We start from the raw sequence: 20,474 nt of genomic DNA on the forward strand, positions 1-20,474 counted from the left end.
GACGTCATCGCAGACGGTCGCGTCAGTTTTTGCCCGGCTCGGTGAGCGCCAGCAGCAGCCACGCCGCCAGCGCCCAGCTGGCGCCGAGAACCCACCCGCCCAGGACGTCGGTCGGCCAGTGCACGCCCAGATAGACGCGGCTGACCCCGACCCCGAGCACCGAGACGATCGCCAGGCCGTAAATCAGCGCCTTTGTCCGTCGCCGCGGCTCGACGCTCGCCACCACTGTCGCCAGGATCAGGAACACCGCCGCAGCCATTGCCGAATGGCCCGAAGGAAAACTGTGCGAGTAGGCGTAGCTGCCGTGCGCCACCAGGGCCGGCCGCTCCCGCTCGTAGAACGCCTTCAGCAGCTGGCTCGACGCCTGGGCGGCGACGACAGTGGCGGCGAAGATCAGCGCCTCGCGCCGGCGCTGGTGGAAGACCAGCAGCAGGGTCGCAACGATCGTCAGCAGCGTCAGGACCGTGAAGCCACCGAGCGCGGTGATGTCGCGGACCGCCTCCTCCAGCCAACTGGGGCCAAGCGGGTCCGACGGCTGGCCGGGCGTACGCAGCGCCAAAAGAAGCTCGCGATCGAGAGCGTCGGTCCCGCCCTCGGACACCTCCCCGGCCACGACCAGGAAAAGCCATGACGCTGCGGCCAGCGCCACCAGCAGCACCAGGGTGCGGGTCTCGAGCTTGCCGATCAGGGCTTTCAGGCGTTCGATCATGCCGCTTTCGCAAAAGGTTGGGTCGATGACATCTTCATGGCAGCTTTGGGCTCTGCTGTCGGCCGGCTTTGCGGCCTTGACGGCGGTGTTCGCCAAGGTCGGGGTGGAGAACATCAACTCCGACTACGCGACCTTGATCCGCACCCTTGTGATCCTGGCGATCGCGGCGGCCATCGTCAGCGCGACCGGAGCCTGGAAACCCGCCGGCGCGGTCAGCCCGCGCACCTATCTGTTCCTGATCCTCTCCGGCGCGGCCACCGGCTTCTCCTGGCTTTGCTACTTCCGGGCGCTGAAACTGGGCGACGCCGCGCGGGTCGCGCCATTGGACAAGCTTAGCGTCGTGCTGGTCGCAGTGTTCGCCGCGATCTTCCTCGGCGAACGCCTCTCGGGCGTGAGTTGGGCGGGCGTGGCGTTGATCGCGGCCGGCGCGGCGCTGGTCGCATATGGAGATTGACGCTACGTCGCCGTTCCCAGGACTCAGATCGAGTCATACAGTTGTTTCATGACCACGACCGTTGTTCCGACCAACCGCGCTCCTGAAGGCGGCCGCATGCGCCCCGCGGGGGCCCGCGCCGTGAAGCCCCGCAACGCCGCGACCTTGATCATCGTGCGCCGCGACCGCCAGAAGCCCCAGGTGCTGATGGGCAAGCGGCACGGCGGACACGATTTCATGCCGAACCTCTGGGTCTTCCCGGGCGGGCGCATCGATCGTAGCGACTTCCGCGCGCCGTTCGCGACGGATCTGCGGCCGGAAGTCGCCGCCCGGTTCGAGGCGCACATTCCGATGAACCGTGGCCGGGCCCTGGCCCTGACAGCTATCCGCGAAACCTACGAGGAAGCAGGCTTGCTCCTGGCCAAGCAGGCGCCCGTGCGGCCTCTGGCCGGCCCCTGGCGCGAGTTCGCCGCCGAAGGCGCTGCCGCCGACCTTGAGGCGTTGGAAATCGTAGCCCGCGCGGTGACCCCGCCTATGCTGGCCAAACGCTTCGACACCTGGTTCCTGATGGCCGACGCCGAGCGGTTGATCAGCCTGGAGCGCAAGCCGGACTGCGGGGAGCTTGAGGAAATCGCCTGGGTCGACTTCGACGAGGCCATCGCCCTGCCCCTGCCCTCGGTCACCCGCACGGTGATCGGCGAGGCGATCCACCGGTTGGAAGATCCCGACCGTCCGCGTCCCTTCATGCGCTTCGGCGCCGGCGCCACGCGGCTGAGCCACCTCTAGGCGCCGAAACATTTCAAATGCGAATTGTTCTCAACTAACTTGCGTTGAGGGCACGCCCTTGTTAGTGCGAACGACTATCAGCACTTGCGAGGACTAGCAGTTTGTCGGCTTCGGAGCTCGTGGACGCGAAAGCGACCATCGACGAGGAAAAGGCCAAGGCCAAGCGTAAGGCCCAGCGCCGCGCCGCTCTCATGCGCCAGATGGTCAAGTGGCACTGGATCAGCGCCGCGATCTGCCTGGTCGGGATGCTGCTGTTCGCGATCACCGGCATCACGCTCAACCACGCCGGCGCGATAGAGGCCAAGCCCAACACCGTTGAGGCCGAGGGACAGCTTCCGGCAGAGCTCCTGAGCGTGGCCAAGGCCGCCCAGGCCGAGCAAGGCGCCCTGCCCGATCCGATCCGCGTCTGGCTCGCCAAGGACATGGGCGTGAAGGCGCCCAAGGCCGCCGCCATCGAGTGGACCGACGAGGAAGCCTACGTCTCCCTGCCCCGCCCTGGCGGCGACGGCTGGGTCACCTTCGACGTCGGCACCGGCGCGGTCGTGCACGAGAGCACCAGCCGCGGCCCCGTGGCCTACCTCAACGACCTGCACAAGGGCCGTAACACCGGCGCGGTCTGGAGCCTGTTCCTCGACGTCTTCGCCATCGGCTGCGTGATCTTCTGCCTCACTGGCCTGGTGCTGCTGCAACTGCATTCGAAAGCCCGCAAGATCACCTGGCCGCTGGTCGGGCTGGGCCTGGCGGTTCCGCTGATCCTCGTTCTCATCTTCCTTCACTGACCGGAGCACCTATGCGTCTGCCGATCTACACCGCCGCCTTCACGGGCCTGATGGCGGGCCCCGCCCTGGCGGCGGACCTGGAGCTGAGCTTGGAAATTCCGCGGCTGACGGTCGCCGAGTACCATCGCCCGTATGTCGCCGTCTGGATCGAGAACCAGGACAAGACCGCGGTGAAGACCCTGGCCGTCTGGTACGACGTCAAGCTGAAGAACCAGGAAGGCCAGAAGTGGCTGAAGGACATGCGCCAGTGGTGGCGCCGGGCCGGACGCGACATGAGCCTGCCCGCCGACGGCGTCAGCGCCGCGACGCGCGCGCCAGGCAAGCACCAGGTGGTGTTCAAGGGCGGCGCAGCGCCGCTCGGGAACCTGCCGGCCGGCCAGTACAACATCGTCGTCGAAGCGGCTCGCGAAGTCGGCGGCGTCGAGGTGGTGCGCGCGCCGTTCCAATGGCCGCCCAAGGCCCGCACGACCTCCTCCACCAAAGGGACCAGCGAACTCGGCGCCGTGAGCGTCACCGTCAAGCCGTAGAGGACAGAAGCATGCAAAAGATCCGCCGCGGCGCCCTGGCCGCCGTATCCGTCGTCGCCATCCTGGCGATCCCGGCCGCCGCCAGCGCGCACCGCCAATGGCTGCTGCCCTCGGCCACCGTGCTGTCGGGCAACGATCCCTGGATCACCGTTGACGCCGCCGTTTCCAACGACCTGTTCTACTTTGACCACGTGCCGATGCGCCTGGACGGCATTTCGGTGATCGCGCCGGACGGCTCGAAGGGCGAAATCAAGAACGGCGCGACCGGCAAGTACCGCAGCACCTTCGACGTGCAGCTGAGCCAACCGGGCACCTACAAGATCGCCAATGTCAGCGACGGCGTCGGCGCCTCGTACAAGCAGGGCGGCGAGCAGAAGCGCTGGCGCGGCGCGGCCGCGGACCTGGCGACGGCGATCCCCAAGGACGCCACCGACGTGAAGATCACGGAGAACGCGCGCCGCCTTGAAGTCTTCGCCACTCGCGGCTCGCCGACCAAGGCAGCTCTTAAGCTGACCGGCAAGGGCCTCGAACTCGACCCCGTCACCCATCCCAACGACCTGGTGGCTAGCGAACCGGCGACTTTCAAGCTGGTCATGGACGGCAAGCCCGCGGCGGATGTCGAAGTCGAAGTCGTCGCAGGGGGCAACCGCTACGCCGGCAAGACCACCGAACTGAAAGTGAAGACCGGCGCCGACGGCGCCTTCACGGTGAACTGGCCGGCGGCTGGCATGTACTGGCTGGAGGCCTCCGTGCGCGGGGGCCAGAGCAGCATCCCGGGCGCAGAGCGCAGCGCCGCCTACGTGACGACCCTGGAAGTGCTTCCCGATTGATGAGCCGGGTCGCGGTTCCCCTGGACCTCTCGCCGCACGCCTTTCGTGCCCGCGGTGAGAGACCGGTCGGCTTCAGCGGCCCGACCATGGGGGTAACCTGGAACGTCAAGGCGTTCGCGCCGGCGGGCCTCGATCTGACGAGCATCCCCACGCAGATCCAGCGCCTCCTGAACGGCCTGATCGCCCAGATGAGCAACTGGGAGCCCGACTCCCGCATCTCGCAGTTCAACCGTGCGGCGGCCGGGGGCTGGCTGGACCTGGCCCCGGGGTTCCAGCATGTGATGGACCGGGCGCTGCACTGGGCCGAACTTAGCGGCGGCGCCTTCGACCCGACGACAGGCCGGCTTGTCGACTTGTGGGGCTTTGGTCCCGCCGGGGCTGCACGGCCCCCCAGCCATACCGACGTCGAGGCCGCACGGGCCGATTGCGGCTGGGACCGCCTAGCCCGCGACGGCGCGCGCATCTTCCAGCCGGGCGGCCTGCATCTGGATCTGTCCGGTATCGCCAAGGGCTTCGGCGTGGACGAGATTTCGCGGGCGCTGTCGCATCTGGGCCTCGCTGACCACCTAGTGGAGATCGGCGGCGAATTGCGCGGCTCCGGCGTCAAACCGGACGGCCACCCGTGGCTGGTCGACATCGCCGCACCGCCGGGCACGAGCCTGCCGGGCGGTCCGATCCGTGTGGCGCTGCATGGCCTCTCGCTCGCGACCTCGGGCGACTATCACCGTTTTTTGGATCACGAAGGACGACGCTATAGCCACACGCTGGATCCGCGCACCGGACGGCCCGCCGCCAATGGCCTGCGGTCGGTCAGCGTCGTGGCTCGCGACTGCATCGACGCCGACGCGCTCTGCACTGCGATCGGGGTGCTGGGGCCAGAGGAAGGCCGCGCCTTCGCCGTCCAGCACGACGTCGCCGCCTATCTGCTGGTGGACAAAGGCGACGGATTGAGCGAAATCGTCACCCCCGCCCTTGAGGCGATGCTGGCCTGAGCCAGGACATCCGCGGATTTTCCCAAGGCCGCATTGACTTTGGGTTCGAGATTCGTATTGTCCGCGGCTCTTTAGAACACCTGCCGGTCCGACCGGCCCCGCGAGGACCGACCATGGCGAAGCCCGCCTCCATCAAGATCCGCCTGAACTCGTCGGCTGACACCGGCTACTTCTACGTCACCAAGAAGAACGCCCGCACGAAGACCGAAAAGCTGGTCATGAACAAGTACGACCCGATCGTGCGCAAGCATGTCGAGTTCAAAGAAGGCAAGATCAAGTAAGCCTTCACCAGACTCTCCAGTCTGTGAAAACGCCCGGCCGTCTGGCCGGGCGTTTTTCGTTGTGCCACGCGCGTGATGTCGCCTCCCCGCAGCGTCGGCTAACATTCGCCCCATGACGACCCTGGATTTCAGCATCCGCAGCTATGGCGCCGACCGCGGCCCCGACAGCCACAGCTTCGACCAGCTGGTGCTGCCGCTTAGCGGCGCGTTGCAACTGGACATCGCCGGCCAGGGCGGCCGACTCGCTGTCGGCCGCGCCGCCTTCGTGCTCGCCGGGACATCGCATTCGACCATAAGCGACACAGCCAACCGCTCGATCATCCTCGACCTGCAGTTAGCCGGCTTGGCCCCGCAAATGGCCGAGCGGCTGGCGCGCACGCCGTTTGTCAGTCTCACGCCCGCCGCCACCAAGCTCATCGACTATATGGGCCTAATGATCGGCGAGGGGCGCGCGACGCCTGCCACCGTGGCGCTCTGGACGCCCCTGCTCGTCGATGCCCTGGCGCAGACCCCGCCCAGCGCCGCCTCTCGCCTGGCGCGGCTCACCGCGCAGATCGAAGCGGAGCCCGCCCTGCCCTGGACCACGACGATGATGGCCGAGCGGGCGGCCGTCAGCGTCAGCCGCCTGCACGCGCTGTTCCAATCCGAGCTCGGCATGAGCCCGCGCGCCTGGCTGAGCGAGGTGCGCCTGCGCCTGGCGCGGGGCTGGCTGTCCACCTCGCCAGCCTCGATCGCCGAGATCGCCCATCGCTGCGGCTATGGCGATCAGAGCGCCCTGACGCGGGCCATGCGGCGGGCCACGGGCATGACGCCGGCCGCCTATCGTCGGCAAGAACGCGAGACGGGGCCCAAAGGACAGTAGCCCCGGCCAAGACCCGGCGTCCGTTTCGTGGCATCTGCCGCCTGATGACAGGTCAAGGCCGCACATTGCTAGGCGTCGGGTGCGGATTGGCTGCTGGCGCGCTCTGGGGACTGGTGTTCCTGGCGCCGGAGCTAGCCTCGGAGTTCACGCCGCTGCAGCTGGCGGCCGGGCGCTACGTCGCCTATGGCGCGTTCGCGGCGGCCCTGCTGGCCCCGCGCTGGCGTGCGGTCAGCGCCGCCATCGGCCGGCGCGAGTGGATTGCGCTGACATGGCTCAGCGTGCTGGGCAACACCCTCTACTACGTCCTCCTCGCCAGCGCCGTGCAGATGGGCGGGGTGGCCATGACCTCGGTCGTGGTCGGCTTCCTGCCCGTCGCGGTGACGGTGATCGGCAGCCGTGACCATGGCGCCGTCCCGCTGCACCGACTGGTCCCCTCTCTGGTCATGGGCGCCGCCGGTGTAGCCTGCATCGCCTGGCAGTCGGTGGACGCCGCCGCGCCAGGCTCTGAAGCCAAGGCCATGGTCGGCTTAGCCTGCGCCATCGGCGCGCTGGTCTCCTGGACCACCTACGCGGTCTGGAACGGCCGGTGGCTGGCGCGCGCGCAGCACGTCTCCGCCCACGACTGGAGCCTGCTGACCGGGGTGGCGACGGGGGCCCAGGCGCTGGTCCTGGCGATCCCGGCAGCGCTGATCGGCGCGAGCGCCCACGCGTCCGACCAGTGGATGCGCTTCATCGCCGTCTCGGCCGGCGTCGCCATCTTCGCCTCGATTGTCGGCAACGCCTTCTGGAACCGCGCCAGCCGACTGTTGCCGCTGACCCTGCTCGGCCAGATGATCCTGTTCGAGACCCTGTTCGCCCTGCTCTACGGCTTCCTGTGGGAGCAGCGCTGGCCGACCACCGCCGAACTCGCCGCCATCGCACTGATGGTCGCCAGCGTCGTCACCTGCGTGTCGGCGCACCGCCCGAGCCAAGGAGCCGCCCATGCACAAGATCAGCACGCCTGACGAACCGGCCGCCGCGCAGATCGTCTTCGACGACTTCGCCAAAGTGGACATCCGCGCGGGCCTGATCGTCTCGGCCGAGCCGTTCCCCGAAGCCCGCAAGCCGGCCTACCGGCTGGCCATCGACTTCGGCCCGGCGATCGGGGTGAAAAAGAGCTCGGCCCAGATCACTGAGCTCTACACGCTAGAGGAGCTGGTCGGCCGCAGTGTCATGGCGGTGGTGAACTTCCCGCCGCGCCAGATCGGCCCGGTCCGCTCGGAGGTTCTGATTCTGGGCTTTCCAGACGAGGCCGGCCGCATCGTGCTGGCCGCGCCGGCGGGGACCGTCCCCAACGGCGCTCGGCTGGCCTGATCGCAGGGCCGCTAGGCGGCGCGGGCGACGACTTTGTTCCGGCCGTGGGCCTTCGCCTCATAGACCGCCTCGTCGGCGCGCTTGAGCAGCGCTTCGGGCTTGTCGCTCTCGCCAAGGGTGGCGGCGACGCCGACCGAGATCGTGACCGTCAGCAGTTCGCTGCCGCCCATCACCCGGAAGGGCGAGCCGGCGACATGTAGCCGGATGCGCTCAGCGATGCGCTCGGCGTCCTCCAGCTTGGTGTCGGGCATGACCACTACGAACTCTTCGCCGCCATAGCGGCAGGGCAGGTCTATGGCCCGGACGTTGGAGGCTAGGCGCACGGCGAACTCGCGCAGCACCTCGTCGCCGACGTCATGGCCGTAGCCGTCGTTGATTTTCTTAAAGTGGTCGATGTCGATCAAAAGGCAGGCTACCGGATCGCCGCCGTGAGTGGCGCGGCGCACCAGCGCCTCCAGCTGGCCGGTCATGTAGCGACGGTTGTGCAACCCGGTCAGCTGGTCGGTAACCGCCAGTTCCAGCGAGTGATCGAGATTGTCGCGCAAGTAGTCGGTATAGCGCTTGCGGCGGATCTGGGTGCGGGCGCGGGCAGCCAGCTCCTGCGGATCGATCGGCTTGGGCAGGATGTCGTTGACACCGATCTCCAGCGCCTTCACCAACCGCGGCCGCTCATCGAAATCCACGATCGCCAGCACCGGCAGATGTCGCGTCGCCTCGTCAGAGCGCAGCTGGGCGGCGAAGCGCAGGCCGTCGAAGCTGCGCGCCGTGGCGTTGACGATGATCAAATCAACCGGTCCCTTGGCGGTCATCAACGCCTTTTCGGGATCGGCCTCGATAATCGGACGGTGCTCGATCGCCAGTTCGGTAGCGACCCGCTGGGCCTGGCGCTCATGGTCGTCGACGATGAGGATCCGACCGCCCGTGCCGCCTAGGCGCGAGGCCGCGCCGGCGATGACGCCCATGCGGCGCCCCGAGGCTTCGCGGTCACGCAACTCGTCGATGACCATCTTGAGCCGGGTCAGGCTGCGCACGCGGGCGAACAGCATGACGTCGTCGATGGGCTTGGTGAGGAATTCGTCGGCGCCCGACTCCAGTCCGGCGATGCGATCGGCGCGGCCGTCCAGGGCGGTGACCAGAACCACCGGAACATGGCGCGTCTCAGGATCATCCTTCAGCCGGCGGCAGACCTGAAAGCCGTCCATGCCCGGCATCATCACGTCCAGCAGGACGATGTCGGGCTTTTCCTTGGCCGCGATCGCCAGCGCCGTCGGCCCGTCGCTGGCCGTCAGGACATCGTAGTATTCAGCCGTCAGCTTCGCTTCCAGCAGACGCACATTGGCTTCGATGTCGTCGACGACGAGGATGCGGGCGGACATGGGCGAACTAGCTCAACAATCGCCGGATGGTATCGAGAAAGTGCGACACTGAAATTGGTTTCGACAAATAGGCTTCGCAGCCGCCCTCGCGAATCCGCTCCTCGTCGCCCTTCATGGCGAAGGCCGTGACCGCCACGACCGGAATCGCGGCGAGTTCGTCGTCCTCCTTCAGCCACTTGGTGACCTCCAGACCGGAGATCTCGGGCAGCTGGATGTCCATCAAGATCAGATCAGGACGATGCTCGCGCGCCAACGCAAGCGCCTGCAGCCCCTCGCGGGTCTGTAGGGTTTCGTAGCCTTGGGCATCGAGCAGATCATGAAACAGCTTCATGTTCAGCTCGTTGTCCTCGACGATGAGGACCTTCTTGGCCATTTTCGTCTCGACGATGCTTCGAGAGCCCGCGAATCGACCGCTGACCCCACCTTTGGATCGTTAATCTCACGGATATCCTTAAACTCGCGTTAGTCGCACCGGAGGGCCCTTTGGCCAGCGTTTCACCTCAACTGCCGCCGCCGCGGGCGCCCAACCTGCTGGAACTGGGCGTCGATCCGCATCGGCCGCTGCTGCTGGTCGACGTGGACGAGGTGCTGGGCCTGTTCATGCAGGGGTTCGGGCGCTTCCTGGAAGGGCGCGGCCTGGAGTTTCGCGTCGACCGCTTCGCGCTGTTCCAGAACATCTACCGCCCCGGCGAGACTCAGCATCTGCCGCTTGACGAAGGCCGTACCCACTTCGACGACTTCTTCCGTCTCGGCTGCGGCGACATGGAACCCGCGCCCGGCGGCCCGGAAGCGCTGCGAGCTCTGTCCCAGCGCGCCAATGTCGTGATCCTGACCAACGCGCCGGGCCCCGCCCGCATGGCGCGGGCCCGTTGGCTGGGCCGCCACGGCATGGACTATCCGCTGGTGCTCAACACCGGACCAAAAGGACCCGTCGCGGCCCTGATGGCCCGGCAGGTGAAGGCGCAGGCCGCCTTTATCGACGACTTGATCTCGAACCTCGACTCGGTCGCCGAAAGCGCGCCGGGCGTGAACCGCTTCCAGATGGTCGCCGATCCGCGCCTCCAGCCCCTGGCTCCGACCGCCCCCGAGCGCCATACCAGGATCGACGACTGGCGCACGCTGCGCGAGGCGATCGAAGCGGCGGTGCTCTAAGCCGCCGGCTTGGCCGGGCCCGGCTGGGTGAACTCGGCTTCGATGATGATCTCGACCGCGTCGCTGACGCCGAAGTTCGTGCCCGCGGCCGGCACTCCGTAGGCGATCCCGAACTCCGAGCGCTTGATCTCGCCCTTGGCCGAGAAGCCGATGCGCGCGCCGCTCGGATCCATGCCGCCGGCCGCATAGCCGCCGTTGAAGGTCACATCCAGTGTCAGCGGCCGCGTCACGCCGTGGAGGGTGAAGTCGCCCGTGACCTTGGCGGTGTTGGCGCCGGTCGGCTCCACCTTGGTCGATTTGAAGGTGATGGTCGGAAACCGGCCCGCGTCCAGCCACTGCGGACCCGTAAGCTCGGCGTCAAAGTCCGGCTCATCCAGAGGGAAGTCCGTTTCGAGCGAATTCGGATCGACGGTCGCCTCCACGGACATGGCCGCGGGGTTGGCGGGATCGAAGTTCAGTTTGCCGGCGATGTCGGTGAAACGAGCCGTGTAGCGTGACAGACCCAGGTGATTGACCCGGAAGGTGACGCTGGCGTGGGTGTTGTCCAGCTTGTACTCGCCCGGAGGCGCCGTGTTCTGCACCGCCGGAGCGGCGGCCATCGGCGCGGCCGGCTCGGCCGCCTTTTTCTCGGCCTGCGGCTGCGAACAGGCGGCGACGGTAAGGGCGGCGAACGCCCAGGCGGCAAGCTTCATGAGTCCGGTCCTTTGAGTGTGTCTGGCCACAACTGAGCGTCGCACCAGCCCGGCTGGCGCGCCAACGGAAATCGCCGCCCCGCCCCATTGCGCGAGCAAGCGAAACGGAACAAACCATGACCTCATGATCCGTATCGGCGTGGACTTCGGCGGCACCAAGATCGAGGCTGCGGCATTGGACGCGCAGGGCCGCTTCCAGGCCCGCGTGCGCGGCGCCTCGCCCCGTGACTACGCCGCCGGGCTGGAAGCGGTTCGGGAGTTGGTCAGCGAGGCCGAGCGCCAGGCCGGAGTGAAGGGAGCCCGCATCGGGGTCGGCGGCCCCGGCTCGCCTTCCCCGGCCACCGGCCTGATGCGCAACGCAAATTCCACTGAGTTGAACGGCCACCCTTTTCCGACCGACCTCGCCCGCGTGCTGGAGCGCCCCATCCGCTACGCCAACGACGCCAACTGTCTGGCGCTGTCGGAGGCCGTCGACGGCGCCGCGGCCGGCCGCCACGTGGTTTTCGCTGCGATCCTGGGCACCGGCTGCGGCGCGGGCGTTGCGGTCCACCGTGCGATCCTCGAAGGCCGCAACGCCTTCGCCGGCGAGTGGGGGCATATGCCCCTGCCCTGGCCGACCGACGCCGAGCATCCTGGTCCATCCTGCTGGTGCGGGCGGCACGGCTGCATGGAGCTGTGGGTCTCGGGCCCCGGCCTCGCCAAGGATCACGGCGGCGGATTGTCCGCCGAGCAGGTCGTGCAAGCGGCCCGAAGCGGCGAACTCTCAGCCGCCGACGCCCTGGAGCGCTATGTCGACCGCCTGGCACGCGGGCTGGCGGTGGTCTGCGACGTGCTCGATCCCGACGTCATCGTCCTCGGCGGCGGGATGTCGAATGTCGGCGAACTCTACGAGCGGCTGCCCGCCGCCATCGCGCCCCTGGTGTTCTCCGACGTCTTCGAGACCGAGATCCGGCCGGCCATGCACGGAGATTCATCGGGCGTGCGGGGCGCGGCCTGGCTGTGGCCGTTGTCGCCATGAGCGCCCTCTGCCGCGACTGCTTCAAGCGCAGCCAGTTCGAACGCCGCTGCCCGGCCTGCGGCTCGCCGCGGATCGTGGCGCACAGCGAACTCGAGGCGCTTTCCATCGCCCATATGGACTGCGACGCCTTCTACGCCTCTGTGGAGAAGCGCGACGATCCTTCGCTGCGCGACCAGCCGGTGATCGTCGGAGGCGGCAAGCGCGGCGTGGTCACCACATGCTGCTACATCGCCCGCATCAGCGGCGTGCGCTCGGCCATGCCGATGTTCAAGGCTCGCCAGCTCTGCCCCCAAGCGGTGATCCTCAAACCGGATTTCACCAAGTACCGCACGGAGAGCCGGCGGATCATGGAGATGGTGCGCGACCTCACCCCGCTGGTTCAGCCGCTTTCGCTCGACGAGGCGTGGATAGACCTCTCGGGCACCGATCGCCTTCACCGCGGGCCGCCCGCCGAAATCCTGGCCCGGCTGCAGGCGAAGATGGAGGCCGAGATCGGCATCACCGTCTCGATTGGCCTGGCGCCCAACAAGTTCCTCGCCAAGATCGCCTCCGACCTCGACAAGCCGCGCGGGTTCTCGGTGATCGGCGCGGCCGAGGCGCAGAGCTTCCTGGCGTCCAAGCCGGTCGGCATCATCCCCGGCGTCGGGCCAGCCATGATCAAGTCGCTGGAAGGCGCGGGTTTCAGCAAGGTCGGCGACCTGGCCCGCGCCGACGTCAAGGTTCTGGCGCGGCGCTTCGGCGCCCAGGGCCTGCGGCTGCACGATCTGGCGCACGGGCGCGACAACCGCACCGTCAATCCGAACGAGGAACGCAAGGGCATCAGCGCCGAGACCACCTTCAACGAAGATCTTTCCTCGCGCTCGGACCTGGAAGACAAGCTCGCTCCGCTCTGCGAGCGGGTGGCCCGCCAAGCCCGCGCCGGCGGCGTCGCCGGCCGGGTCGTGACGCTGAAGTTGCGTCGCACCGACTTCAAGATCATCACCCGCCGCCGGGCGCTGCCCGTGCCGACCCAGACAGCCAAAACCTTGTTCGCCGTGGGCCGCGAACTCCTGGCCAAGGAAGTCGACGGACGGCCCTGGCGGCTGATCGGCATCGGCATGGCGGACCTGATCGACGCCGACGCCGTAGAGCACGACTTTTTCGCCGGCGCCGAGCAGAAGGCGCTGGTGGAGGAACGCGCCGTGGATAGGCTACGAGCGCGATTCGGCCCCAATGCAATCACCTCCGGGCGAGCGTTGGGGGCGAGACGCACCTCCCATGATTGAGGGGCGCCATGTTCCCCCGCATTCGGGGTGACAAAAACGCACGGTTAGACGGGTTGGGGCCTTTGGGCGACATTTCAACCCTTCCATACGGCAGCCTTTTCCATATCTAATCCATTGTAGAGAGGGCTGCTGCCCTCAGGAGACCTGTTCGATGGCCGAGCGCAAGCAAGGTGATCAAGATACGGGCGTCCGGTCGACGGTCATCACTCAGACCAAGCCGAAGACGCAAAAGCCGTCGATGTATCGCGTGCTCATCCTGAATGATGACTACACGCCGATGGAATTCGTCGTCTACGTGCTTGAGCAATACTTTAACAAGTCGCGCGAAGACGCGACGCGGATCATGCTGCACGTTCACCAACATGGTGTCGGTGTCTGCGGCGTGTTCACATACGAAGTGGCGGAAACAAAGGTGGCCCAGGTCGTTGATACCGCCCGCCGGCATCAGCACCCGCTACAATGCACAATGGAAAAGGATTGAGGCCCAGTGCCGTCATTCTCGCGCCAGCTTGAAGAATCTCTCCACCGCGCGGTGGCTTTCGCAAACCAGCGTAAGCACGAGTACGCGACGCTAGAGCACCTGCTGCTCGCCCTCATCGACGATGAGGACTCGGCTGGTGTGATGCGCGCGTGCGACGTGGACCTGGCGGCCTTGCGCACCACTCTCACCAATTACGTGGACAACGAGCTCCGCTCCCTGGTCGTCGACGACGGCGAGGACGCCAAGCCGACCTCGTCGTTCCAGCGCGTGATCCAGCGCGCCGTGATTCACGTCCAATCCTCGGGCCGCGAGGAAGTGACCGGAGCCAATGTGCTCGTGGCCATCTTCTCCGAGCGCGAGAGCCACGCCGCCTATTTCCTGCAAGAGCAGGACATGACGCGGTACGATGCTGTGAACTACATCGCCCATGGCATCGCCAAGAAGGCCGGGGCCGACCAGCCCAAGACGGTCAAGGGCGCTGAAGACGAGGACAAGCCCGCGGTGAAGACCGGCGGAGAGGCCCTTGAGGCCTACTGCGTCAACCTCAACGAGAAGGCCAAGCAGGGTAAGGTCGACCCGCTGATCGGACGCGCGGCGGAAGTCGAGCGCTGCATTCAGATCCTGTGCCGCCGCACCAAAAACAACCCGTTGCTGGTCGGCGACCCGGGCGTCGGCAAGACTGCCATCGCCGAAGGCCTGGCCCGCAAGATCATCAACAACCAGGTCCCGGAAGTCCTGGCCGGCGCGACGATCTTCTCGCTCGACATGGGCTCGCTGCTGGCCGGCACCCGCTATCGCGGCGATTTCGAAGAGCGCGTGAAGCAGGTCGTCAAGGAGCTGGAAAACCACCCCGACGCGATCCTGTTCATCGACGAGATTCACACGGTGATCGGCGCCGGCGCGACCAGCGGCGGGGCGATGGACGCCTCCAACCTGCTGAAGCCCGCCCTGGCCTCAGGCACCCTGCGCTGCATGGGCTCGACGACCTACAAGGAGTTCCGTCAGCACTTCGAGAAGGATAGGGCCCTGGTCCGGCGCTTCCAGAAGATCGACGTGAACGAGCCGACGATCGAGGACACCATCAAGATCCTCAAGGGTCTGAAGACCTACTATGAGGAGTTCCATAAGCTCCGCTACACCAATGACGCCATCAAGTCGGCGGTGGAGCTGTCGGCCAAGTACATCACCGACCGCAAGCTGCCGGACAAGGCCATCGACATCATCGACGAGGCCGGCGCCAGCCAGATGCTGCTGCCCGAGGGCAAGCGGAAGAAGACCATCGGCGTGAAGGAGATCGAGACGGTTGTCGCCAAGATCGCCCGTATCCCGCCGAAGTCGGTCTCCAAGTCCGACACGGTGGCGCTGAAGGAGCTCGAGGTCGATCTGAAGCGCGCGGTCTACGGCCAGGACGACGCGATCGAGCAACTGTCCGCCGCCATGAAGATGGCGCGGGCGGGCCTGCGCGACGCGAACAAGCCGATCGGCTGCTACCTGTTCTCGGGCCCCACCGGCACCGGCAAGACCGAGACCGCCCGCCAGCTGGCCTCGACCATGGGCATCGAGCTCCTGCGCTTCGACATGTCGGAGTACATGGAGCGCCACACGGTCAGCCGCCTGATCGGCGCGCCTCCCGGCTATGTCGGCTTCGACCAGGGCGGCCTGCTGACCGACGCCGTCGATCAGCACCCGCACGCGGTCGTGCTGCTGGACGAGATCGAGAAGGCTCACCCGGACGTCTTCAACATCCTGCTGCAGGTCATGGACCACGGCGTCCTGACCGACGCCAACGGCAAGAAGGTCGACTTCCGGAACGTGGTCCTGATCATGACCACCAACGCCGGCGCCTCTGACGCCCAGCGCAACGCCATAGGCTTCGGCCGCGGCAAGCAGGACGATGAGGTGGACGAGGCTCTGAAGCGCCTGTTCACGCCGGAGTTCCGCAACCGTCTGGATGCGGTGGTCCAGTTCAAGCCGCTGACCCAGGAGATCATCCGCCAGGTGGTCCAGAAGTTCGTCATGCAGCTGGAAGCCCAACTCGCCGATCGTCATGTCACGATCGAAACGACGGAAGAAGCGGCAGACTGGCTGGCCAAGAACGGCTTCGACGAGCTCTACGGCGCCCGGCCGCTGGCCCGGGTCATCCAGGAGCACATCAAGAAGCCGCTGGCCGACGAGATCCTGTTCGGCAAGCTGGTCAAGGGCGGCCACGTCAAAGTGGTCCTCAAGGACAGCAAGCTGGGCTTCGAGATCGAAGGCGACGACCGCGAACCGGGCGCCCCGATCATCGAGGATCCAGCCGAGGACGCCGCTCCCGAGCTGGCCGACTAACCCGCTTCAAAGGCCTGAAAATGCGAAACCCCGGAGCTTCGGCTCCGGGGTTTTTCTTTGCTGCGGCTTTAGGGCCTAGGAGATCTTGGCCGCGATCTGCTCGGCCAGCGCCTTCAGCTCGGCCGGATCGGCCATGCCGCCGGCGCCATGACGGCCAAGCTCGAGGCCCGCCCAGCGCGGAATGATGTGAAAGTGCAGATGGTAGATCGTCTGGCCCGCCGGCGCGCCGTTGTACTGGGCGACCATAATGCCGTCGGGGTTCAGCGCCGAGCGCACCGCTCGGGTGATGCGCTGGACACCAAGCATGAGCGGGGCCAGCACCTCCGGCTCGACCTCCAGCAGATTGCGCGCCTGAGAGTGCTTGGGGATCACCAGGGTATGGCCCCTGGACTGCGGGAAGACATCCATAAAGGCGAGGATCTCGCCGTCTTCGAAAACCTTCGCCGCCGGAGCCTCGCCGCGCAGAATCTTGGCGAAGATGTTGCCGTCCTCGTAGGTCCCGTCCAGGCTCATGGGGCGCTCCTTCAAACTCGTCGCACGGTGGTAGCGCATTGCCCCGGATGACGGAACACGGGCGTTGAGCGCGCTACGGGTTTACGCCTCCTCGCCTTACGATAACCTGCTCTCACAGACGGCCAGCAAAGGCCGCGGAGGGAGGGTAAGCGATGTATCTCGCCGATCACGCCCGGCTGACGCCCGACAAGCCAGCCATGATTTCGGCCGACACCGGCCGGGCAGTCACGTTCGCAGAACTGAACGAACGGTCGAACCGCCTAGCGCAATTCCTTTACGCCCAAGGCCTGCGCCGTGGCGATCACATCGCGGTTCTGATGGAGAATAACCTAGCGTTCATGGAGCCGGTCTGGGCGGCGTTCCGTTCGGGCCTCTATGTCACGACCATCAACCGCTACCTCCCCGCGGACGAGGCCGCCTATATCGCCAGCGACTGCGGGGCGAAGGCGCTTATCACTTCCTACGCCAAGCGCGATACGGCGGCCGAACTCCTCGACCTGATCCCGAACTGCCCGATCCGTCTGATGGTCGGTGGAGTGATCCCAGGCTGGGCGTCATATGAGGACGCTGTCGCGTCGTGCTCGCCTGAGCCATTGGCCCAGGAGTGGATGGGCGATTCCATGCTCTACTCGTCGGGCACCACTGGACGCCCGAAGGGAATCCTTCGCCCCCTGCCCGAGATCACGCCGGCGGAGGGGTTCGAGACGCGTCAGGCGTCCAACCGCTACGAACTGTCGGCGCAGTCGGTCTACCTGTCGCCCGCCCCGCTCTATCACGCCGCGCCGCTGGCCTATGTGCTGACGGTTCAATCCTTCGGCGGCACGGTGGTGATGATGGAGCGCTTTGATCCCGAGCAGGCGCTGCATCTGATCGAGAAACACCGGGTCACCCACAGCCAGTGGGTCCCGACCATGTTCGTGCGCATGCTGAAACTCCCACCAGAGGTTCGCACTCGCTACGACCTTTCCAGCCACAAGGTCGCTGTCCACGCGGCCGCGCCCTGCCCGGTCGAGGTCAAGCGCCAGATGATCGAGTGGTGGGGTCCGATCCTCTACGAGTACTACGCGGGCACGGAAGCTTCGGGCTCAACCTTCATCACCAGCGAAGACTGGCTCAAGCATCCTGGCTCGGTCGGCCGCGCGGCGTTGGGCGTCCTGCACATCTGCGACGAAGACGGCAATGAGCTGCCGGTCGGCGAGACGGGCCTCGTCTATTTCGAGCGCGAGGCGCCGACCTTCGAGTACCACAACGACCCGGCCAAGACCGCCTCGGCCCGCCACCCCAAGCACCCGAACTGGAACGCCCTGGGCGACGTCGGCTATCTCGACGAAGACGGCTATCTCTACCTAACCGACCGCAAGGCCTTCATGATCATCTCCGGCGGGGTGAACATCTATCCGCAGGCCATTGAGGACGCCCTAGTCACCCACCCCAAGGTCGCGGACGTGGCCGTTTTCGGCGTACCTGACCCTGAGATGGGCGAAGCGGTGAAGGCGGTGATCGAACCCGCGCCCGGCCAGGCCCCGAGCGACGACCTGGCGGCCGAATTGATGACCTATGCCCGCGAGCGCCTGGCCCACTATATGGCGCCGCGCTCCATCGACTTCATCCAAGAGATGCCGCGTCTGCCGACCGGGAAGCTCTACAAGCGTATCCTGCGCGACGCCTACTGGCAGGATCGCAAGATCTGAACGGGGCGACCATCAGCCCTGGCGGAACGGCGAGTACTCCTCGGCCAGCCACTCCATCTCGCCATTCACGGCCTCCCGTTCGCGACGCAGGAAGTCGTCCACCGGGCCGCGCAGCCGGGTGTCGGAGATGTGGTGGGCCGAGTAGACGGGCGCCGGCAGATAGCCGCGGGCGATCTTGTGCTGGCCCTGAGCACCGGCCTCGACGCGCGCCAGCCCCTTCTCGATCGCCCATTCGATAGCCTGGTAGTAGCAGAGCTCGAAGTGCAGGAAGGGCACGTCCTCTATGCAGCCCCAGTTGCGGCCGTAGAGACAGTCCTCGCCGATAAGGTTCAGCGCCCCGGCGATCCAGCGGCCGCCGCGACGCGCCATCACCAGCAGCACACGATCGGCCATGCGCTCGCCCAGCAGCGAGAAGAACAGCCGATTGAGATAGGGCCGCCCCCATTTTCGCGAACCGGTGTCCATGTAAAACGCGAAGAACGCATCCCAATGGTCCTCCGTGATGTCGGAGCCGGTCAGGGTGACGATCTCGACTTCGGCCTGCGCGTCGCGCCGCTCGCGGCGGATGGTCTTGCGGCGGCCTGACGACAGCGCTTCGAGAAACCCATCAAAGTCGCCGTAGCCCTGGTTCAGCCAGTGATACTGCTGACCCTGGCGCTGCAGCAGTCCGTGATCGCCCAGCCAGTCCCACTCGCTTTGCGTCGGAAAGTTCACGTGCAGCGACGAGACCTCGTACCGCTCGCACACGGCCAGCGCGCCGCCCAAGAGGATGCGGCGCGCGTCCTCAAGGTCGCAGTCGGGCCGAACCAGCAGCCGCGGCCCAGTGACCGGACTGAACGGCGCCGCCGAGATCAGCTTCGGATAGTACTGCCCGCCCGCCCGCTCATAGGCGTCGGCCCAGGCATGATCGAAGACGTATTCGCCCTGGCTGTGAGACTTCAGATAGAGCGGCATGACCGCGGCCACCTGGCCGGCCTCGTCCTCGACCGCCAGATGCTGCGGCCCCCAGCCGGTGCGCTCGACCGCGCATCCCGCCGCTTCGGCGATATCCAGGAAGTCGAAGGCGACGAATGGGTTGCCGCGATGGTCCGGATGGCCGGCGCAGGCATCCCAGGCCTCGCGCCCGATCTCGGCGATTCGGCGGCTGATCTGCACCGCCGGCTTCAGCTTCACGCCTCGAAACCCTCAAAGATCAGGTTGTCGCAGTAGTCTTTCACCGCATCCCATTGCGCAGGTTCTCTCACCGTCCAGGCGACGACCGGCACCCCCTCCTCGCGGAACCTCGCAGCCCGCTCGTCCGGCAGCATGCCGATATGCAGCGCCAGGAAGTGCGGGCGCGCGATCGAGACGTGCTCGAGCCGGGCGAAGGATTCGCGCTGCGCCTCGTTCATGCCCGGCGCCTGCTTGTAGTCGTAGCTGTCCAGGCCGCGCAGGACGCCCGGAAACCGATCGGCGAACCAGGCGTGCGAGTACGGATTGAAGCCGATGACGCAGGTCGGGCCGGCGTGATCGATCAGCAGTTCATGGACGCGCTGTTCCAGTGGCCCGACCTCGCCATAGGGCGTCTTCAGCTCAATGTGCACCATCGCCCGGCGGCCGATCAGGGCCAGGGTCTCGCGCAGGGTCGGGATCTTCTCGTCAGTGCCCTTGAGCGACAGTTCGGCGAGATCGGCGGCCGTCCGGTCGCGCAGCTTGCCCTCGACGCCGGTCATGCGCTTCAAGTCGTCGTCGTGGAAGACCATCGCCTCCCCGTCCGACGACAGATGAACGTCCAACTCGACGCCGTAGCCCGCCTCGCAGGCGGCCTGGAAGGCAGCCAGTGAATTCTCCGGTGCGCCGCCACGGGTCCAGAGGCCCCGGTGCGCCACCGGCGGGTGGAACAGCAGGTCCCAGGCTTCGCCGAACGGGTTGCTCACCGAACCTGCACCACTGCGTCGACCTCGACCGAGAAGCCAAGCGGCAGGCGATAGACGCCGACCGCCGAGCGGGCGTGTTTGCCGGTGTCGCCGAAGGCCTCGACCATCAGATCCGAGGCCCCGTTTACGACCTGCGGAATCTCCAGGAAGTCCGGACCGGCCTGCACGAAGCCGCCCAGCTTCACCACGCGGACGACGCGATCCAGATCGCCGTCGCAGGCCGCCTTCATCTGGGCGATGAGGTTGATCCCGCACAGCCGGGCCGCGGCCTTGGCGGTTTCCATGTCGACGTCCTCGCCGACCGTCCCGCGAATTCCGCCGCCGGCGTCGACGGACACCTGGCCCGAGATGTGGACGAGATCGCCGGCCCTCACGAAGGGCACGTAGTTGGCGACCGGCGGATTGGGCTGCGGCAGGGTGAGCCCGAGCGCAGACAGGCGTTCTTCGACCTTCGACATGCCGAAGGTCTAGCGCTGCGCTCTGGACCCGA

General features: G+C 66.8%; 23 protein-coding genes and 1 pseudogene. 16 read left to right on the top strand and 8 right to left on the bottom strand.

The window, feature by feature from the left end:
- Nucleotides 1–22 precede the first annotated feature (22 nt).
- Nucleotides 23–709 (bottom strand): phosphatase PAP2 family protein, encoded by a 687-nt coding sequence (locus tag GGQ61_RS05550; protein WP_183770448.1) that lies wholly within the window; start codon nucleotides 707–709, stop codon nucleotides 23–25.
- On the opposite strand from GGQ61_RS05550, the gene GGQ61_RS05555 reads away from it, so the two are divergent.
- From GGQ61_RS05555 to GGQ61_RS05600, 10 genes are all read left to right on the top strand, one after another.
- The gene (locus tag GGQ61_RS05555) at nucleotides 708–1,163 is read left to right on the top strand and encodes an EamA family transporter (protein WP_183770450.1); all 456 of its coding nucleotides are present in this window, start codon (nucleotides 708–710) and stop codon (nucleotides 1,161–1,163) included. The two genes, GGQ61_RS05550 and GGQ61_RS05555, sit on opposite strands and share 2 nt — an antisense overlap.
- 48 nt (nucleotides 1,164–1,211) lie before the next feature.
- On the top strand, nucleotides 1,212–1,928 hold the full coding sequence (locus GGQ61_RS05560; RefSeq protein ID WP_183770452.1) for an NUDIX hydrolase: 717 nt from the start codon (nucleotides 1,212–1,214) through the stop codon (nucleotides 1,926–1,928).
- A gap of 119 nt (nucleotides 1,929–2,047) precedes the next feature.
- Nucleotides 2,048–2,707, top strand: a complete 660-nt coding sequence (locus GGQ61_RS05565) for a PepSY-associated TM helix domain-containing protein (RefSeq protein ID WP_343056041.1) — start codon at nucleotides 2,048–2,050, stop codon at nucleotides 2,705–2,707.
- Between the two features lie 11 nt (nucleotides 2,708–2,718).
- Complete coding sequence (locus GGQ61_RS05570) at nucleotides 2,719–3,234, top strand: DUF2271 domain-containing protein (protein ID WP_183770455.1); 516 nt, start codon at nucleotides 2,719–2,721, stop codon at nucleotides 3,232–3,234.
- An 11-nt stretch (nucleotides 3,235–3,245) separates the two neighbouring features.
- Nucleotides 3,246–4,064: a DUF4198 domain-containing protein gene (locus GGQ61_RS05575; RefSeq protein ID WP_183770457.1), complete on the top strand. Its 819-nt coding sequence runs from the start codon at nucleotides 3,246–3,248 to the stop codon at nucleotides 4,062–4,064.
- Nucleotides 4,064–5,056 carry an FAD:protein FMN transferase gene (locus GGQ61_RS05580; protein WP_183770459.1) on the top strand — a complete coding sequence of 331 codons (993 nt, stop codon included), beginning with the start codon at nucleotides 4,064–4,066 and terminating at the stop codon, nucleotides 5,054–5,056. The genes GGQ61_RS05575 and GGQ61_RS05580 overlap by 1 nt, the downstream gene beginning before the upstream one ends.
- 113 nt (nucleotides 5,057–5,169) lie before the next feature.
- Nucleotides 5,170–5,337 (top strand): 50S ribosomal protein L33, encoded by a 168-nt coding sequence (gene rpmG / locus GGQ61_RS05585; protein ID WP_183770461.1) that lies wholly within the window; start codon nucleotides 5,170–5,172, stop codon nucleotides 5,335–5,337.
- Nucleotides 5,338–5,449: 112 nt separating this feature from the next.
- Nucleotides 5,450–6,199: an AraC family transcriptional regulator gene (locus tag GGQ61_RS05590; RefSeq protein WP_183770463.1), complete on the top strand. Its 750-nt coding sequence runs from the start codon at nucleotides 5,450–5,452 to the stop codon at nucleotides 6,197–6,199.
- Nucleotides 6,200–6,243: 44 nt separating this feature from the next.
- Nucleotides 6,244–7,203, top strand: a complete 960-nt coding sequence (locus GGQ61_RS05595) for a DMT family transporter (RefSeq protein WP_183770465.1) — start codon at nucleotides 6,244–6,246, stop codon at nucleotides 7,201–7,203.
- Nucleotides 7,181–7,552, top strand: a complete 372-nt coding sequence (locus GGQ61_RS05600) for a tRNA-binding protein (protein WP_183770467.1) — start codon at nucleotides 7,181–7,183, stop codon at nucleotides 7,550–7,552. The genes GGQ61_RS05595 and GGQ61_RS05600 overlap by 23 nt, the downstream gene beginning before the upstream one ends.
- 11 nt (nucleotides 7,553–7,563) lie before the next feature.
- On the opposite strand, the gene GGQ61_RS05605 is transcribed toward GGQ61_RS05600, so the two are convergent.
- Nucleotides 7,564–8,928: a PleD family two-component system response regulator gene (locus GGQ61_RS05605; protein WP_183770469.1), complete on the bottom strand. Its 1,365-nt coding sequence runs from the start codon at nucleotides 8,926–8,928 to the stop codon at nucleotides 7,564–7,566.
- A gap of 7 nt (nucleotides 8,929–8,935) precedes the next feature.
- Complete coding sequence (locus GGQ61_RS05610) at nucleotides 8,936–9,301, bottom strand: response regulator (protein WP_056018205.1); 366 nt, start codon at nucleotides 9,299–9,301, stop codon at nucleotides 8,936–8,938.
- A 110-nt stretch (nucleotides 9,302–9,411) separates the two neighbouring features.
- Between GGQ61_RS05610 and GGQ61_RS05615 the strand changes: the two genes are divergently transcribed.
- Entirely contained in the window at nucleotides 9,412–10,080 is a 669-nt protein-coding gene (locus tag GGQ61_RS05615; protein ID WP_343056044.1) for a hypothetical protein, read from the top strand.
- On the opposite strand, the gene GGQ61_RS05620 is transcribed toward GGQ61_RS05615, so the two are convergent.
- Entirely contained in the window at nucleotides 10,077–10,772 is a 696-nt protein-coding gene (locus tag GGQ61_RS05620; protein WP_183770471.1) for a YceI family protein, read from the bottom strand. The genes GGQ61_RS05615 and GGQ61_RS05620 overlap by 4 nt on opposite strands.
- A gap of 124 nt (nucleotides 10,773–10,896) precedes the next feature.
- On the opposite strand from GGQ61_RS05620, the gene GGQ61_RS05625 reads away from it, so the two are divergent.
- The 4 genes and pseudogenes from GGQ61_RS05625 to clpA form a co-directional block, all read left to right on the top strand.
- Nucleotides 10,897–11,790: an ROK family protein gene (locus GGQ61_RS05625; RefSeq protein ID WP_183770473.1), complete on the top strand. Its 894-nt coding sequence runs from the start codon at nucleotides 10,897–10,899 to the stop codon at nucleotides 11,788–11,790.
- Entirely contained in the window at nucleotides 11,787–13,055 is a 1,269-nt protein-coding gene (locus tag GGQ61_RS05630) for a DNA polymerase IV (protein ID WP_183770475.1), read from the top strand. Before GGQ61_RS05625 ends, GGQ61_RS05630 begins: the two co-directional genes overlap by 4 nt.
- Before the next feature lie 151 nt (nucleotides 13,056–13,206).
- Nucleotides 13,207–13,536, top strand: coding sequence for an ATP-dependent Clp protease adapter ClpS (gene clpS, locus GGQ61_RS05635; RefSeq protein WP_056734830.1), 330 nt, complete (start codon nucleotides 13,207–13,209; stop codon nucleotides 13,534–13,536).
- A gap of 6 nt (nucleotides 13,537–13,542) precedes the next feature.
- Nucleotides 13,543–15,835, top strand: a pseudogene (clpA, locus tag GGQ61_RS05640) (ATP-dependent Clp protease ATP-binding subunit ClpA); the annotation flags it as partial.
- Between the two features lie 104 nt (nucleotides 15,836–15,939).
- Here clpA and GGQ61_RS05645 read toward each other — a convergent pair.
- Entirely contained in the window at nucleotides 15,940–16,377 is a 438-nt protein-coding gene (locus GGQ61_RS05645; protein ID WP_183770479.1) for an HIT family protein, read from the bottom strand.
- Between the two features lie 152 nt (nucleotides 16,378–16,529).
- Between GGQ61_RS05645 and GGQ61_RS05650 the strand changes: the two genes are divergently transcribed.
- Nucleotides 16,530–18,068 carry an acyl-CoA synthetase gene (locus tag GGQ61_RS05650; protein WP_183770481.1) on the top strand — a complete coding sequence of 513 codons (1,539 nt, stop codon included), beginning with the start codon at nucleotides 16,530–16,532 and terminating at the stop codon, nucleotides 18,066–18,068.
- Nucleotides 18,069–18,080: 12 nt separating this feature from the next.
- Here the strand turns inward: GGQ61_RS05650 and GGQ61_RS05655 are convergent, their stop codons facing one another.
- From GGQ61_RS05655 to GGQ61_RS05665, 3 genes are read right to left on the bottom strand one after another with little or no spacing between them, the layout of a single operon-like run.
- Nucleotides 18,081–19,241 carry a GNAT family N-acetyltransferase gene (locus GGQ61_RS05655; RefSeq protein WP_183770483.1) on the bottom strand — a complete coding sequence of 387 codons (1,161 nt, stop codon included), beginning with the start codon at nucleotides 19,239–19,241 and terminating at the stop codon, nucleotides 18,081–18,083.
- Nucleotides 19,238–19,984, bottom strand: a complete 747-nt coding sequence (locus tag GGQ61_RS05660) for a glycerophosphodiester phosphodiesterase family protein (RefSeq protein WP_183770485.1) — start codon at nucleotides 19,982–19,984, stop codon at nucleotides 19,238–19,240. Before GGQ61_RS05660 ends, GGQ61_RS05655 begins: the two co-directional genes overlap by 4 nt.
- The gene (locus tag GGQ61_RS05665) at nucleotides 19,981–20,442 is read right to left on the bottom strand and encodes a RidA family protein (protein ID WP_183770487.1); all 462 of its coding nucleotides are present in this window, start codon (nucleotides 20,440–20,442) and stop codon (nucleotides 19,981–19,983) included. The genes GGQ61_RS05660 and GGQ61_RS05665 overlap by 4 nt, the downstream gene beginning before the upstream one ends.
- Nucleotides 20,443–20,474: the final 32 nt, after the last annotated feature.

The organism is Phenylobacterium haematophilum (assembly GCF_014196295.1).
Classification (GTDB): Bacteria; Pseudomonadota; Alphaproteobacteria; order Caulobacterales; family Caulobacteraceae; genus Phenylobacterium; species Phenylobacterium haematophilum.

Coding starts and splice junctions, on each gene's coding strand:
- clpS (WP_056734830.1), top strand. CDS start 13,207: ATGGCCGAGCGCAAGCAAGGTGATCAAGATACGGGCGTCCGGTCGACG.
- GGQ61_RS05600 (WP_183770467.1), top strand. CDS start 7,181: ATGCACAAGATCAGCACGCCTGACGAACCGGCCGCCGCGCAGATCGTC.
- GGQ61_RS05570 (WP_183770455.1), top strand. CDS start 2,719: ATGCGTCTGCCGATCTACACCGCCGCCTTCACGGGCCTGATGGCGGGC.
- rpmG (WP_183770461.1), top strand. CDS start 5,170: ATGGCGAAGCCCGCCTCCATCAAGATCCGCCTGAACTCGTCGGCTGAC.
- GGQ61_RS05625 (WP_183770473.1), top strand. CDS start 10,897: ATGATCCGTATCGGCGTGGACTTCGGCGGCACCAAGATCGAGGCTGCG.
- GGQ61_RS05580 (WP_183770459.1), top strand. CDS start 4,064: ATGAGCCGGGTCGCGGTTCCCCTGGACCTCTCGCCGCACGCCTTTCGT.
- GGQ61_RS05650 (WP_183770481.1), top strand. CDS start 16,530: ATGTATCTCGCCGATCACGCCCGGCTGACGCCCGACAAGCCAGCCATG.
- GGQ61_RS05620 (WP_183770471.1), bottom strand. CDS start 10,772: ATGAAGCTTGCCGCCTGGGCGTTCGCCGCCCTTACCGTCGCCGCCTGT.
- GGQ61_RS05665 (WP_183770487.1), bottom strand. CDS start 20,442: ATGTCGAAGGTCGAAGAACGCCTGTCTGCGCTCGGGCTCACCCTGCCG.
- GGQ61_RS05555 (WP_183770450.1), top strand. CDS start 708: ATGCCGCTTTCGCAAAAGGTTGGGTCGATGACATCTTCATGGCAGCTT.
- GGQ61_RS05550 (WP_183770448.1), bottom strand. CDS start 709: ATGATCGAACGCCTGAAAGCCCTGATCGGCAAGCTCGAGACCCGCACC.
- GGQ61_RS05605 (WP_183770469.1), bottom strand. CDS start 8,928: ATGTCCGCCCGCATCCTCGTCGTCGACGACATCGAAGCCAATGTGCGT.
- GGQ61_RS05560 (WP_183770452.1), top strand. CDS start 1,212: ATGACCACGACCGTTGTTCCGACCAACCGCGCTCCTGAAGGCGGCCGC.
- GGQ61_RS05575 (WP_183770457.1), top strand. CDS start 3,246: ATGCAAAAGATCCGCCGCGGCGCCCTGGCCGCCGTATCCGTCGTCGCC.
- GGQ61_RS05610 (WP_056018205.1), bottom strand. CDS start 9,301: ATGGCCAAGAAGGTCCTCATCGTCGAGGACAACGAGCTGAACATGAAG.
- GGQ61_RS05590 (WP_183770463.1), top strand. CDS start 5,450: ATGACGACCCTGGATTTCAGCATCCGCAGCTATGGCGCCGACCGCGGC.
- GGQ61_RS05630 (WP_183770475.1), top strand. CDS start 11,787: ATGAGCGCCCTCTGCCGCGACTGCTTCAAGCGCAGCCAGTTCGAACGC.
- GGQ61_RS05645 (WP_183770479.1), bottom strand. CDS start 16,377: ATGAGCCTGGACGGGACCTACGAGGACGGCAACATCTTCGCCAAGATT.
- GGQ61_RS05595 (WP_183770465.1), top strand. CDS start 6,244: ATGACAGGTCAAGGCCGCACATTGCTAGGCGTCGGGTGCGGATTGGCT.